The sequence below is a fragment of the Halarcobacter sp. genome (assembly GCF_963675975.1).
Lineage (GTDB): Bacteria > Campylobacterota > Campylobacteria > Campylobacterales > Arcobacteraceae > Halarcobacter.
In genome coordinates, this window is the sequence record NZ_OY780939.1 from 1,460,800 (window position 1) to 1,474,364 (window position 13,565).

Sequence of the window (13,565 nt, forward strand, 5' to 3'; positions counted from 1 at the left end):
ATGGCAGGAGCAACTCCAAAACTAATTAAAGAGTTAAGAGAAAAATCTGGTGCAGGAATGCTTGATTGTAAAAAAGCACTTAATGAGTGTGATGGAAATATAGAAGAAGCACAAACTTGGTTAAGAGAGCAAGGTCTTGCAAAAGCTGCTAAAAAATCAGGTAATGTTGCTGCTGAAGGTATTGTTACTATTTTAGTTAATGATGACAATACTAAAGCTACTATGACAGAAATCAACTCACAAACTGACTTTGTTGCTAAAAATGCACAATTCTTAGAGTTAACAAAGCAAATTACAACTCACGCTCAAGTTAATAGCTTAAATGATGCAGAAGCATTAGCTTCTTCATCAATTGAAGGGCAAGAGTTTACAACTTTTTTAAATGAAAAAATTGCAGTAATTGGTGAAAACCTTGTTGCAAGAAAAGTTGTTAATGTTGAAGGACCAGTAGTTAATGGTTATGTTCACTTAGGAAAAGTAGGTGTTATTTTAGCTGCTAAATGTGATGATGCAGCAAAAGAAAAAACAACTGAATTATTAAAAAAAGTTGCAATGCACGCAGCTTCAATGAAACCAACAGTTATTTCTTATAAAGATTTAGGTGCTGATTTTATTGATTCTGAAAACAAAGCAATTATTGCTGATATTGAAAAAGAGAATGAAGAGTTAGTTAGACTTGGTAAGCCTCTTAAAAATATTCCTGAATTTGTTTCTAAGCAACAATTAACTGAAGAAGCTATTGCTGCTGCTGAAGCTAGAATGAAAGAAGAGTTATTAGCTGAAGGTAAACCAGAAAAAATTATTGGAAACATCGTAAAAGGTAAAATTGCTAGATGGATTGAAGATAATACTCAATTAGATAAAACTCACGCTTTATTATCTCAAACATACGTTATGGATGATTCAATGACTGTTGAAGAAGCTATCAAAGCTTGTGATGCATCAATTGAAATTGTTGAGTATGTTAGATTTGAACTTGGTGAAGGAATCGAGAAAAAAGAAGAAGATTTCGCAGCTGAAGTTGCAGCTCAAATGGGTAAATAATAATTTAACATATGAAGTCAGAATAATGGGTGAAACAAATAAAAATAACACACCCATTTCTGACGACTCTAAAATACTGCTTGAAGCAAAAAATTTAACTCACGAATTTGATTATAAGCTTTTTGAAAATATAAATTTATCTCTACAAAAGAAACAATCTATTGCAATTATTGGTGTTAGTGGAAGTGGTAAATCTACACTTTTAAATATACTTTCATCTTTATTAAAACCTAAAATTGGTGAAATAGTTTTTAAAAATGAGGATATTTATAAACTTAAAAAGAAAAAGCTTTTAAATATAAGAAGAGAAGATTTTGGTATAATATTTCAAGCACATTACCTTTTTAGAGGTTTTTCTGCAAATGATAATTTAGAGATTGCTACACTTTTAAGTGGAAATAGCATAGATAAAGATTTATTAAAAATGTTGAATATCGATTTTGTAATAAATCAAAATGTTGGGGAATTAAGTGGTGGACAACAACAAAGATTGTCTATAGCTAGAGTACTTACAAAAAAACCTCAAATTATATTTGCAGATGAACCTACAGGTAATTTAGACAAACAGACCGCACAAGTTGTAATGCAAGTGCTTCATAAATATATTAAAGATAATGATGCAGGTATGATACTTGTAACTCATGAAGATGATTTAGCAATGCAGTGTGATAAAGTCTATAAACTAGAAAACTTACAATTGGAAGAGTTGAAGTAATGGATTTGATTTTAGTAACAAAAACACCAATTATTGAAAAAATATTCACACTTGTTTGTGCAAAGATAGGTTTAAAATTAAGTGTTCAAGAAGATTTAGGTTTTAGTGAAAGCGTTGATATTATAATTGTTGACGAAGAGTTCGTGACAGAAGAATTTAATAGTTTAAAAACTTTTACAAAAAAACTTGCAGCTATTGTTAGTGAAGAATTACCTTTTGATAAATCAAGAGATTTTATAATTAATAGACCTTTCTTACCAACTGAATTAGAAGTACTTTTAAAAGAACAAATAGAATTTATAAATGATGAAATAGAGTTTAATAAAAAACAATATCAACAACCAGTAGAAGATTATAGTTCAGAATTTAGTGAAGAAGAGATTATCTCAAATTATGTTGAGTCTCTTGCAGAAGATGTTGCAATGGATATTGAAGATGAAAATGATGAAAGTATAGTTACTATTGCTTCATTAAACAATGGTGGAGTTTTAGATAATAATGAATTAACAAAAATTAGTGATATTTTACATGATGATGAGATTCATGATAAGGTTTCACACACAGTTGATGAAAATGATTGGAAAGATATCAACGCAATAATTGATGATGCTCTTAGTGAAGTAAGAGATTATGAATTTGATTTAGATTCACAAGATGAAAACAAACCAAGAAAACTTATCTTAAATAATTACAGTATCAATGAACTAAAACCATTTTTACAAAAATTTGATCAAAGTGTTATAGATAAATTATCAAGTGGCGAAGATGTAGATGTAACATTATCTTTAAAGGTTAGTAAATAATGGAAAAAAAAGGTGCAATTCTAATTTTATCAGGACCTAGTGGTTGTGGTAAATCAACTTTATTAAAAAATGTATATGAACAAATAGGGGATTATCATTTTTCTATCTCTACAACTACAAGAGAGCCAAGAGTTGGGGAACAAGATGGTGTTGATTACTATTTTGTATCAAGAGAAGATTTTGAAGAAGATATAAAAAAAGGTCATTTTTTAGAGTGGGCTGAAGTTCATGGAAATTATTATGGAACTTCACTAAAACCAATAATCTCAGCTGTAAATGAAGGTAAACTTGTAATTTTTGATATAGATGTTCAAGGGCATACTATAGTTAGAAAAAAACTTGATAATATAGTTACTTCTGTGTTTATTACAACTCCATCTTTAATGGACCTAGAAAATAGATTAAAAAATAGAAATACAGATGCAGATGAAGTTATTGAAAAAAGACTTACAAATGCAAAAACAGAAATTAAGTATTTTAAAAAATATGATTATTTTATAATAAATGATGATTTAGAAGAAGCTTCAAAAAGTTTAGTTGCTATTGCAAATATAGCAAGAATAAAAGCTAAATTATTTAATGATGAAGAGATTATAGCTAAGTGGTTAGCTAATTAATCTCATCATAACTTAGAGGTGCATCGAAATAGTAACCTTGACAGTAGTCAATTCCTATCTCTTTTATAACTGTATAAATCTCTTCTGCTGAAACAAACTCAGCAACTGTTCTAAAACCAAATTTTTTAGCAAATTCATCAATTGTTTTTACAATAATTTGTTGGTTTTTAGATTCATTAATACCTCTAATTAATGAACCGTCAATTTTTACATAATTAATATCAAGGTTCACAAGCATATTAAAGTTTGAATACCCAGCACCAAAGTCATCAACTCCAATATTACACTCATATTTATTCATATTGTTAATAAATTTAAATACTTCAGAGAAGTCTGAAATCTCTTCTGATTCTAAAATCTCAAACTCTAGTTTATTTGCATATTCTCTATTCTCTTCAATAACCCCATAAACATAGTCCATTGTACTTGCACTGGCAATATCTTCAAAAGAGATGTTTACAGCTACTCTTTTACCTTTTGTTTTAATTAGGTTAAAGGCTTCATTAATCATGATTTTGATTATATTTGGATATAGTTTTGCTTTTTTTGCAATATCTAAGAAGGTAAATGGAGAAACAACAGTTCCATCATCATCTATATATCTTACAAGTGCTTCATATTTATAAATCTCTTTAGTTTGTGTATCTACAATAGGTTGGAAATATGCTTTAAAGTTTCCATTTTTTACACCATTTTTTATTTTTTTGATCCATTTGATGTTTTCTTCAAATGATTCTTGAATATTAAAGGAATCGTTATATATTAAAATAGGTTCAAATTTCTTTCTTGCATAAGCAATAACTCTTTGGGCATATTTATAGGCATTTCCATCACTACTTTTTGCAATACCTATAGTTATATTTAAATCAATTTCATGTTCATCAATTGAAACAGGGTCCTCTTCAATATAATCCTCAAATTTTTTACAAAGATCATAAAACTCTTGAACATCAAAGTCATAACTTCTGGCGATTACTAGAAATTTATCAGCTTCAACTCTATATATTAGAAACTTTTCTTTACTAAAATATTTTTGAAGTGTGTCTGAAAATTTTAATAAGACTCTATCCCCATTATGTTCACCAAAAAGGTCATTGATAGTTGAGAACTTATCAATATTAATCATTGCAATTATATCTTCATTTGAGTCTTCTAAATCTTTTTTAAGTCTATTTCTATTTGGTAAATGGGTTAAGTTGTCAATATATAAATCTTTTAATTCGTGGTATAAAAGTGATTGACTCATTAGTTGTAATAATTTTTTCATATCAATTGGCTTTAACACATATTTATCAACGCCAATATCAATTGCTTCAAGTAGATACTCAGTATTTGAAAAAGCAGTTGCAACGATTATAGGAATATTAGGGTTGATTTTTTTAATCTCTCTAATCATCTCTAAACCATTCATAATAGGCATATTTACATCTGTAATGATTAAGTCGATTTCAGATTCATTTTGCTTAAAAAGCTCTAATCCCTCAGCTCCATTTTGTGCAACAAGTTGCTTTTTTGTAAAGCCTTTTAGTATATTAAGAGTTATTTCTCTTAAAGCTTCTTCATCTTCTGCGTATAGTATTGTTATGTTTTTTAAAATAGATACATTTGATATCATTAAGACTTACTCCAAACTTATTACGATATAATATTATAATATCTATTATATAAATGTTAACTATTTTTGTTCGCATTTGATTTTTTGTTATTAATTCATAATTTATAGGAAATTTTGTGGCTAATGTTAAGTGCAATCACTGTCATTTAGAATTTGATGAAAAGGTGATGATTAAAGAAGGAGATTTAAACTTTTGTTGTAAAGGTTGTCAAGGGGTATACCATATTTTAAAAGATGATGGACTTGATTCTTTTTATGATAAGTTAGGAAATAAAACAATTGCTCCTCCTATTGAAACTAACGATGATATCGAAAGGTTTGATACAAAAAGCTTTGAAGATACTTTTATAAAAACTACTAATGACGGATACAGACAAATTGATTTAATTATTGAAGGGATTCATTGTGCTGCATGTGTATGGCTAAATGAAAAAGTACTTTTCGAAACCAATGGAATTGTAAGTGCAGATATAAATTTTACAAATAATAAAGCAAAAATTATTTGGGATGAAGAAAAAATTAAATTATCTGAAATTATTTTAAAAATTAGAAGTATTGGATATAACGCATATGCTTATGATGCAACAGTAGCAGATGAACAAGCTGTAAAAGCTAAAAGGGATTATTTTATCCGTATGATGGTTGCTGTTTTTGCAAGTGTTAATATCATGATGCTCGGAGTTGCAAAATATACTGGCTTTTTTACAGGAATTGATGAAGAGATTAGAGAATATATCCATCTAGCTGAATTTATATTTTCTACTCCTGTTTTATTTTATTCTGGTTGGATATTTTTCCGTGGGGCTTACTTTGGATTAAAAAACCGTATTCTAAATATGGACTTTTTAGTAAGTTCAGGGGCAACATTTACTTATATATACTCTTTATTTATTCTTTTTGGTGGAAAAGGGGAGAGTTATTTTGATTCTGTAACAATGATTATTACTTTTGTATTAGTTGGAAAATATTTAGAGGTCATTGGTAAAAAAAGTGCAGTCGATACACTAGATAAGATAAAAAGCTCAATACCTTTAGAGGCAACTGTTGTTGAAGATGGTGTAAAAAAAGCAGTTGCTTTGGATAATATCAAAGTTGGTGATGTTGTTGAGATTAGAAGTGGTGAAAAAGTTTGCATAGATGGTAAAATTATAAGTGGTGAGGGAACTTTTGATGAATCAAGTCTTACAGGAGAATCTTTACCAATATTTAAAAAACAAGGGGATGTTTTATACAGTGGTACAATAAACAATGATACTTTGATTAGATATGAGGTTACGAAAACTTATAAAGATTCAACTTTAAACTCTATTGTTACTCTATTAGAAGACTCATTAAGTTCAAAACCAGAGATTGAATACAAAGCCAATGAGATATCAAAAGGGTTCACTTTAACAATAATCTCTTTATCAATTTTAACTTTTATTGTGTGGTATTTCTTTGGTATTGATTTAGGTTTTGACTACGACAATACTAATCATTTTGAAAAATCTTTTATTGTTGCTATTTCTGTTATAGTTATTGCTTGTCCTTGTGCACTAGCTCTTGCTACTCCTATAGCAAGTTTAATTGGTATCTCTGAACTTGCAAAAAAAGGTTTACTCTTTAAAGAAGCTAAGTTTATAGAAACAATGGCAAAAGCAGATACTTTAGTTATGGATAAAACAGGAACAATCACAAAAGGTGAATTAAAAGTTAAAAAAGCAAGAATTATGGATGATAATATCCATAAATTAAATCTTATGTATTCATTATTGGATTCTTCAACACACCCAATTTCAAAGTCAGTAAAAAAATATTTAACAAATAAATATCCAGATTTACAAGTAAAAAATATCTATGATGTAAAAAGCGTTCAAGCAAAAGGTGTAGTTGGGAAATATAAAAATATTGAAGATAAAACTTTCCATCTTTTAGGTGGAAATATAGAATTACTGAAAGAGAATAGAATTAACTATAATTTTGATAGTTCAAACTCAGTTTATATTTTTGCTATAAATAGAAGAGTTATTGCAACTTTTGAGTTAGAAGATGAGATTAGAGAAGATGCTAAAAATTTAGTTGATAGTATAAAACAAAATGGTCTTAATATAGTTATGTTAACAGGTGATAATGAAAGTGTAGCAAAAAAAGTTGCAGCAAAAGTTGGAATTGAGAGTGTAGTTTCTGGAATAGACCCAATAGGTAAAGCAAACTATATTAAAAAACTAAAAAGTGAAGGTAAAACTGTTGTTATGGCAGGTGATGGGATAAATGATTCTGTTGCACTTGCAAGCTCTGATTTATCAATTGCCATGGGTAATTCTGCTGATATTACAATATCTGTTTCAGACATAGTTTTATTAAACAGTTCATTAGATAGTTTAAAATATGCATTTATAATTTCTAAAAGAACATATAAGTTTATAAAACAAAACCTGCTATTATCACTAGTTTATAATTCTATTACAATCCCTTTAGCTATGGCTGGATATGTTATACCATTAGTTGCAGCACTTTCAATGAGTTTAAGTTCTCTTCTTGTTGTTGCTAATTCAATGAGAATTAAACTAAAAAATTAGGAAAAATGATGATAAATGATACTCTTTTTATGATGTTAGTTGTAGGGGTAATACTATCTTTTGCAGTTCTAGGTATGTTTATTTGGGGTGCAAAAGGTGGTCAATTTGATGACAGTGAAAAAATGATGGGTGGACTTCTTTTTGATAGCGAAGATGATTTAAATGATGCTGTTAAAAAAGAGGATAAGAAAAAAGAAGCAAAAAAAGAAATAAAAAAAAGTGAACCACAAAAGTAGTTCACTTTTTAAAGATTTAAATTTTTAATTATTTAAATGCAGCAATTTGTTTAGCTAAATCTTCAATATCTGCGTCTGAAAGTCTTGCAACTTGACCTTTCATAACACCTTTCATAGCTCCACCATAAGAACCATCTTTGTAACCTTTAAGAGCAGCAACAGTTTTTTCAACTGGCCAACCTTTAATTACTTTAGATTTTCCTAGTGCTGGTTTTTCAGCAGTTGCACCATGACATGTAGCACATGTTGCGAAGTTTGCAGCCATTAAAGATGCAGCAGCAATTATTGTTCCTAAAACAATTTTTTTCATTACATTCTCTCCTTAAATTGAAAAGTTAAATTTTATCAGTTTAATCTTTTATTAAGCTTATGTAGAGGATATAATATTGATAAAAATAAATTATAATTATTTTATCTTTGATTTATTCAGCTTTTAATAAAAGTTTTTATATAGTTACTACTCTAATGCAGGATAATAAATGGATACAAATGATACAGTATTAAAAATAGAAAATTTAAGTTTTGGATATGACAAAAATAGATTAATTTATGAGAATTTTAATTTAGAATTAAAAAGAGGAAAACTTATATCTATTGTTGGTAGTAGTGGAAGTGGAAAGAGTACACTATTTGAATTAGTAAGTGAAAATTTGAAGCCACTTAATGGAACTATTAATGTAAAAAAAATAAGTTCTATTTATCAAGATCCATATAGTTCTTTTCATCCATCATTTTCAATAATTGAACAAATAGATGATGTAATAAATTTTGATAAAAAAATTTTGGAAAAAGAGATTGAAAAAAATATTAAACTTTTAAATTTACATAAGAAATTTTTATATAAGAGACCACATGAATTAAGTGGAGGACAATTACAAAGATGTTCTATACTTAGAGCACTTTTGATGAAACCAGATTTATTGCTTGTAGATGAAGCAACTTCAGCATTAGATAACATAGTTGCAGTTGATGTTATGAAACTAATTGTAGAACAACTAAATAACTGTGGAATTTTACTTATTACTCACGATATGAGTTTAGCTAAATGGTGTAGTGATGAGCTTATTGATTTAAATAAAATTACGGAGAAATAGATGATTAAAGAGTGTAAAAAAGCTTTAGTTTTATTAAATATGGGTGGAGCACGAAATAAAGATGAGCTGGAGATGTTTTTAACAAATATGTTTAATGATAAAAATATTTTAACTATAAAAAGTGACTTTTTTAGATCTTTAATTGCAAAATTTATTGTAAGTAGTAGAAAAGATTCTGCTTGGAAAAATTATGAAGAGATAGGAAATAGGTCACCTATTAATCCCCTTACCGAAAAATTAGTATCAAAATTAAATGATGAACTTGAAGATATATGTGTAGTTCAGGCTATGAGATATACTCCACCTTTCGCCAGTGAAGTTGTAAAAGAGCTTGAGAAAAAAAAGGTAAAAGAGGTGATACTTTTTCCTATGTATCCTCAATACTCAACTACAACAACAAAATCTTCTGTAGAAGATTTTATCGAGCATTCAAAAAGAAAATTTCATATTGAGGTTATAGAACCTTTTTATAAAAATAGTATTTTTAATGAAGCTATTATTGATACAATTAAAAATAGTGTAGAAAACTATAAAGAGTATAATTTAATCTTTTCTGCACACGGCTTACCTCAAAAGATTGTAGATAAGGGAGATCCTTATGAAAAACAAATCAATGAGCATGTAGAGATTTTATCAAAAATTTTAGAAGAACAAAATATTGACTTTAAATCTATCTCTTTGGCTTATCAATCAAAAGTGGGACCAATGAAATGGTTAGAGCCAGCTTTAGATAAAGAGTTAGAAAAATACAAAGATGAAAAAGTTTTAATATATCCAATCGCTTTTTTAATTGATAATTCAGAAACAGATTTTGAACTAAGTATTGAATATAAAGAGGAAGCTGAAAAAATAGGGATAGTAGATTATAAAGTTTGTAAATGTTTAAATAGTGATGAAAAATTTATCAAAGCTATAAAAGATCTTATAAAAGATAAATAGGATAAGTAATGGATGAAAAAAATAAAGTATTATTAGAACTTTCTAGAAAATCAATTGAATCTGTTTTCGATAAGAGTATAGAGATAGATAAAGATACTTTATTAAATAAATTTGCTTTTCTAAAAGAGGTTCAAGCAAGCTTTGTTACTATAACTAAACAAGGACAATTAAGAGGATGTATAGGTTCTTTAGTTGCCCACAGAACTTTATTTGATGATATAGTTCATAATTCTAAAGCAGCTGCATTTAATGATCCAAGGTTTGCCCCTTTAGAAAAAAGTGAATACAAACAAATAAAAGTAGAAATTTCCCTTTTAACAAAGCCTGAACCATTGGAATATAATGATTTTAAAGATTTAGAAGAAAAACTAGTTCCAAACAAACATGGAGTTATACTTGAACTTGATGGGAAAAGGGCAACATTTTTACCCCAAGTTTGGGAACAGTTACCAACTTTTAATGACTTTATGGTTCATTTGTGTAGGAAAGCTGGATTAAACCCTTCTTCTTTATCAGCCTTACCAAAAATTTTTATCTATGAGGCTATAAAAATAAAAGAGAGTTAGTATGCAATATTTTAAAACTTCAAATACTAATTTAGATAAAAAAACTTGTCTTTTATGTTCATATTATTGTGATTTAAAAGAGGGGCAAATTGGTGTTTGTGGAGTTAATAAAAATATTGGTGAAAAGATTGAATGTTTGGTTTATGGTCATATTAGTGCATTTAATATAGACCCAATAGAAAAAAAGCCACTTTATCATTTTTTACCCAATTCAAAATCCCTTTCTCTTGGGACAGTAGGGTGTAATTTTCATTGTAATTTTTGTCAAAACCATGGTATTTCCCAAGAAAAAAAGATTGATAAATTAAATTATATATCTGCAAAAGATGTTGCACAAATAGCAAAACAAAGAGGGTGTAAATCTATCTCTTATACCTATAATGAACCAACTATTTTTTATCCCTTTGCAAAAGATATAGCTTTAGAAGGAAAAAATTTTGGTATTAAATCAGTATTTGTTAGCAATGGTTTTGAAAGTGAAGAAGTTATTGATGATATGACTGCAGTTATAGATGCTATAAATGTTGATTTAAAATCTTTTAACCATAATTATTATAAAACAAAGTTAGGTGGAAACTTAGAGCAAGTTTTATCAAATCTTATTAGATTTAAAAAAAATAAGATTTGGCTTGAGATTACCACACTTTTAGTTCCAACAAAAAATGATTCAGAAGAAGAGATTAGAAAGATTGTAAGATTTATAAAAGAGAATCTAGGAGTTAATACCCCTTGGCATATTTCAGCTTTTCATCCAGATTACAAAGAATTAAATCTTTCAAGAACCTCTTTTGAAAAACTTAAAATGGCATATGATATTGCAAAAAGTGAAGGTTTATTATATGTGTACATAGGCAATATTGGATTTCCAAATAATACATATTGTCCAAAATGTAATGAAAAACTAATTAGTAGAGAGTATTTTAATGTACTTGATAATAGATTAACATCAAATTTTTGTCCAAACTGTAATACAAAAATAGATGGAATATTTGAAGGAGAATAGATGACTAGTAGACAAATGGCAGTAGCAGGAACTTTTTATCCAGATAGTAATAATGAAATTAATAAATTTATTGAACATTTTAATAAAAGTTTTACTATCAAAGATGAGGATAAGTTAAAAATAAATCCTAAAGCTATAATCTCTCCCCATGCAGGATATATTTATAGTGGATTTACTGCAAACTTAGCTTATAATCTCTCTTCAAACAACAACATTAAAAGAGTAATAATAATTGGACCCTCACATAAAGTTTATTTAGAAGGGGCATCTATAGCTTTATATGACACTTACAATACACCTTTAGGGGATATAAAGATTGATTTAGAATATTCAAATATCTTAAAAAATAAATTTAATTTTTTAGATTTTAATAAAGAGGCACATAAGGAACACTCAACAGAAACCCAAGCTCCTTTTGTAAAAAACTATTTTGAGCAAGCAAAAATTATAGAGATAGTTTATGGTAAATTAGATTTTAATCAATTGTCTTTATTAATTGATGAATTACTTTTTGATAAAGATAATTTTATAGTTATAAGTACAGATTTAAGTCATTTTTATACATTAGAAGAAGCTAAAAAACTAGATAATATATGTCTTAACGCAATAGTAAACAAAGATTTGCATATGTTTGATAAAGGTTGTGAAGCTTGCGGGAAAGTTGGAGTAAAAGCGATGATAAAATCTGCTATTAAGTACAATCTTGATACACAACTTTTATATTATTGTACAAGTTATGATAGAACAAAAGATGATAAAAGTGTTGTTGGTTATACTTCAGCTTTGATTGGAGAAAAAATTTAGAATGTTGTTTTTTATTAAAAAAACTATATCTATATTTCTTATGCCTTTGTCTCTTGTTTTAATATTACTTTTTATAGGCTTATTTTTTCTTTTTATTAATAAATATAAAAAGGCAAAAACTTTTTTATCTTTTGGTTTTATTTTTTTATTTTTAATCTCTTATGAACCCTTTGCAAATAGTTTAATAAAACCTTTGGAAACTAAATACAAATCATATACAGGTATAGACTCAAATATAAAATATGTACTTGTTTTAGGAAATGCTCACACTACAAATCCAAATGTTTCATTAGTATCACAACTTTCAAATACTGCTTTAAAACGCTTATCTGAGGGGATTAGGGTTTATAGACAATTAGATAATGCAAAATTAATTGTATCAGGATATGCAGGAAATGATAAGTTAACTGCACATGCAGTAATATCAAAAAATGCAGCAATATCTTTAGGAGTAGAAGCAAAAAATATATTAACACAAGAAAAAGCAAAAGATACAATTGAAGAAGCAAATTATGTAAAACAAACAGTTGGCAAAGAAAAATTTATTTTAGTAACAAGTGCATCTCATATGCCAAGAGCTATGAAGATATTTAAATCCAAAGGATTAAATCCAATTGCTGCGCCAACTGAATTTTCTTTCAAGAAAAATATAAATTATTTAACTTTTCCAAGTGTTAGTAATATAGGAAAAACAACATTAGCTTTTCATGAATATATAGGTACATTTTGGTTTGAAATTGTTAGATTATATAGACTTTATCTAAATTGATAAGGGATTATAGTATAATCGCGAATGAAAAGAGGATATGGGTTTAAATGAATAAATTAATTGAAGTTAAAAATATCTCGTATAGTTATGATACCTCAAGAGTATTAGAGAATATAAATTTAGATATTTTAGAAAATGATTTTTTAGCTATTATTGGTCCAAATGGTGGGGGTAAATCAACACTATTGAAACTTATTTTGGGATTATTAAAAATAAAAAATGGAAGCATTACTAAAAGTTTAAAAAATGATCTAGTAGGTTATGTTCCTCAAAATACAAATTTAAATACTGATTTTCCTATAACTGCTTTAGAAGTAGTTTTAATGGGACATAAAATTACAAAGAAAAAATTATTTGGTTATAGTAAAGAAGATATCTCTTGTGCAATGAACTCTTTGAAAAAAGTAGATATGGAGAATTTTGCAAATAGTAAAATAGGAGATTTAAGTGGTGGACAAAGACAAAGAGTTTTTATAGCCAGAGCACTTTGTACAAATCCTAAGATAATGCTTTTAGATGAGCCAACTGCAAGTATTGATGTAAAAGGGCAAAAAGAGATATACGAACTTCTTAAAGAGTTAAATAAGGCAATGGCAATAGTTGTAGTTAGTCATGATATCTCTATTTTATTGAATTATGCAAAAAATGTAGCTCACATCAATAAAAGCTTAGTTTATCATCATTTAAAAAACAACAATAACAACATTGTGGATATAGATAAAGAACACCTATGTGAAGTTGAACTTCTATCTGCTCTTGGTAAAACAGAAATATGTTGTAACCATACACATAATTAGGAAAA

General features: G+C 27.6%; 15 protein-coding genes. 13 read left to right on the forward strand and 2 right to left on the reverse strand.

All coding sequences use genetic code 11. The annotated features are described in order from the left end of the window. The 4 genes from tsf to gmk are packed head-to-tail and all read left to right on the forward strand — an operon-like array spanning position 1 to position 3,179. Positions 1-1,044 carry a translation elongation factor Ts gene (gene tsf, locus ACKU3H_RS07200; RefSeq protein WP_320036298.1) on the forward strand — a complete coding sequence of 348 codons (1,044 nt, stop codon included), beginning with the start codon at positions 1-3 and terminating at the stop codon, positions 1,042-1,044. Between the two features lie 25 nt (positions 1,045-1,069). Beyond that, positions 1,070-1,759, forward strand: coding sequence for an ABC transporter ATP-binding protein (locus tag ACKU3H_RS07205; protein WP_320036299.1), 690 nt, complete (start codon positions 1,070-1,072; stop codon positions 1,757-1,759). Next, complete coding sequence (locus tag ACKU3H_RS07210) at positions 1,759-2,562, forward strand: hypothetical protein (RefSeq protein WP_320036300.1); 804 nt, start codon at positions 1,759-1,761, stop codon at positions 2,560-2,562. The genes ACKU3H_RS07205 and ACKU3H_RS07210 overlap by 1 nt, the downstream gene beginning before the upstream one ends. Continuing rightward, positions 2,562-3,179 carry a guanylate kinase gene (gene gmk, locus ACKU3H_RS07215; protein ID WP_320036301.1) on the forward strand — a complete coding sequence of 206 codons (618 nt, stop codon included), beginning with the start codon at positions 2,562-2,564 and terminating at the stop codon, positions 3,177-3,179. Before ACKU3H_RS07210 ends, gmk begins: the two co-directional genes overlap by 1 nt. On the opposite strand, the gene ACKU3H_RS07220 is transcribed toward gmk, so the two are convergent. Further along, a complete protein-coding gene (locus ACKU3H_RS07220) occupies positions 3,172-4,794 on the reverse strand; it encodes an EAL domain-containing protein (protein WP_320036302.1) in 1,623 nt (540 codons plus the stop codon). The two genes, gmk and ACKU3H_RS07220, sit on opposite strands and share 8 nt — an antisense overlap. A 116-nt stretch (positions 4,795-4,910) precedes the next feature. Between ACKU3H_RS07220 and ACKU3H_RS07225 the strand changes: the two genes are divergently transcribed. Continuing rightward, positions 4,911-7,352: a heavy metal translocating P-type ATPase gene (locus ACKU3H_RS07225; protein WP_320036303.1), complete on the forward strand. Its 2,442-nt coding sequence runs from the start codon at positions 4,911-4,913 to the stop codon at positions 7,350-7,352. A gap of 8 nt (positions 7,353-7,360) precedes the next feature. Next, entirely contained in the window at positions 7,361-7,588 is a 228-nt protein-coding gene (ccoS, locus tag ACKU3H_RS07230) for a cbb3-type cytochrome oxidase assembly protein CcoS (protein WP_320036304.1), read from the forward strand. A gap of 28 nt (positions 7,589-7,616) precedes the next feature. Here the strand turns inward: ccoS and ACKU3H_RS07235 are convergent, their stop codons facing one another. After that, entirely contained in the window at positions 7,617-7,898 is a 282-nt protein-coding gene (locus tag ACKU3H_RS07235) for a c-type cytochrome (protein ID WP_320036305.1), read from the reverse strand. Positions 7,899-8,067: 169 nt separating this feature from the next. Here ACKU3H_RS07235 and ACKU3H_RS07240 point away from each other — a divergent pair, with 169 nt between their 5' ends. From ACKU3H_RS07240 to ACKU3H_RS07270, 7 genes are read left to right on the forward strand one after another with little or no spacing between them, the layout of a single operon-like run. Continuing rightward, entirely contained in the window at positions 8,068-8,682 is a 615-nt protein-coding gene (locus tag ACKU3H_RS07240; protein ID WP_320036306.1) for an ATP-binding cassette domain-containing protein, read from the forward strand. Positions 8,683-8,685: 3 nt separating this feature from the next. Then, positions 8,686-9,621, forward strand: a complete 936-nt coding sequence (gene hemH / locus ACKU3H_RS07245; RefSeq protein ID WP_320036468.1) for a ferrochelatase — start codon at positions 8,686-8,688, stop codon at positions 9,619-9,621. Between the two features lie 8 nt (positions 9,622-9,629). Beyond that, positions 9,630-10,187, forward strand: a complete 558-nt coding sequence (amrA, locus tag ACKU3H_RS07250; RefSeq protein WP_320036307.1) for an AmmeMemoRadiSam system protein A — start codon at positions 9,630-9,632, stop codon at positions 10,185-10,187. Between the two features lies 1 nt (position 10,188). After that, the gene (amrS, locus tag ACKU3H_RS07255; protein WP_320036308.1) at positions 10,189-11,190 is read left to right on the forward strand and encodes an AmmeMemoRadiSam system radical SAM enzyme; all 1,002 of its coding nucleotides are present in this window, start codon (positions 10,189-10,191) and stop codon (positions 11,188-11,190) included. Next, the gene (amrB, locus tag ACKU3H_RS07260; RefSeq protein WP_320036309.1) at positions 11,191-11,994 is read left to right on the forward strand and encodes an AmmeMemoRadiSam system protein B; all 804 of its coding nucleotides are present in this window, start codon (positions 11,191-11,193) and stop codon (positions 11,992-11,994) included. Between the two features lies 1 nt (position 11,995). Next, a complete protein-coding gene (gene elyC / locus ACKU3H_RS07265; RefSeq protein WP_320036310.1) occupies positions 11,996-12,763 on the forward strand; it encodes an envelope biogenesis factor ElyC in 768 nt (255 codons plus the stop codon). Positions 12,764-12,810: 47 nt separating this feature from the next. Next, the gene (locus ACKU3H_RS07270) at positions 12,811-13,560 is read left to right on the forward strand and encodes an ABC transporter ATP-binding protein (protein WP_320036311.1); all 750 of its coding nucleotides are present in this window, start codon (positions 12,811-12,813) and stop codon (positions 13,558-13,560) included. The last annotated feature ends 5 nt before the right edge of the window (positions 13,561-13,565 follow it).

Excerpts from the sequence above, each read along its gene's own strand:
- ACKU3H_RS07240 (WP_320036306.1), top strand. The coding sequence starts at position 8,068 with ATGGATACAAATGATACAGTATTAAAAATAGAAAATTTAAGTTTTGGA.
- amrS (WP_320036308.1), top strand. The coding sequence starts at position 10,189 with ATGCAATATTTTAAAACTTCAAATACTAATTTAGATAAAAAAACTTGT.
- amrB (WP_320036309.1), top strand. The coding sequence starts at position 11,191 with ATGACTAGTAGACAAATGGCAGTAGCAGGAACTTTTTATCCAGATAGT.
- ACKU3H_RS07270 (WP_320036311.1), top strand. The coding sequence starts at position 12,811 with ATGAATAAATTAATTGAAGTTAAAAATATCTCGTATAGTTATGATACC.
- ACKU3H_RS07205 (WP_320036299.1), top strand. The coding sequence starts at position 1,070 with ATGGGTGAAACAAATAAAAATAACACACCCATTTCTGACGACTCTAAA.
- gmk (WP_320036301.1), top strand. The coding sequence starts at position 2,562 with ATGGAAAAAAAAGGTGCAATTCTAATTTTATCAGGACCTAGTGGTTGT.
- ccoS (WP_320036304.1), top strand. The coding sequence starts at position 7,361 with ATGATAAATGATACTCTTTTTATGATGTTAGTTGTAGGGGTAATACTA.
- ACKU3H_RS07210 (WP_320036300.1), top strand. The coding sequence starts at position 1,759 with ATGGATTTGATTTTAGTAACAAAAACACCAATTATTGAAAAAATATTC.
- ACKU3H_RS07220 (WP_320036302.1), bottom strand. The coding sequence starts at position 4,794 with ATGATATCAAATGTATCTATTTTAAAAAACATAACAATACTATACGCA.
- amrA (WP_320036307.1), top strand. The coding sequence starts at position 9,630 with ATGGATGAAAAAAATAAAGTATTATTAGAACTTTCTAGAAAATCAATT.
- elyC (WP_320036310.1), top strand. The coding sequence starts at position 11,996 with ATGTTGTTTTTTATTAAAAAAACTATATCTATATTTCTTATGCCTTTG.
- ACKU3H_RS07235 (WP_320036305.1), bottom strand. The coding sequence starts at position 7,898 with ATGAAAAAAATTGTTTTAGGAACAATAATTGCTGCTGCATCTTTAATG.
- tsf (WP_320036298.1), top strand. The coding sequence starts at position 1 with ATGGCAGGAGCAACTCCAAAACTAATTAAAGAGTTAAGAGAAAAATCT.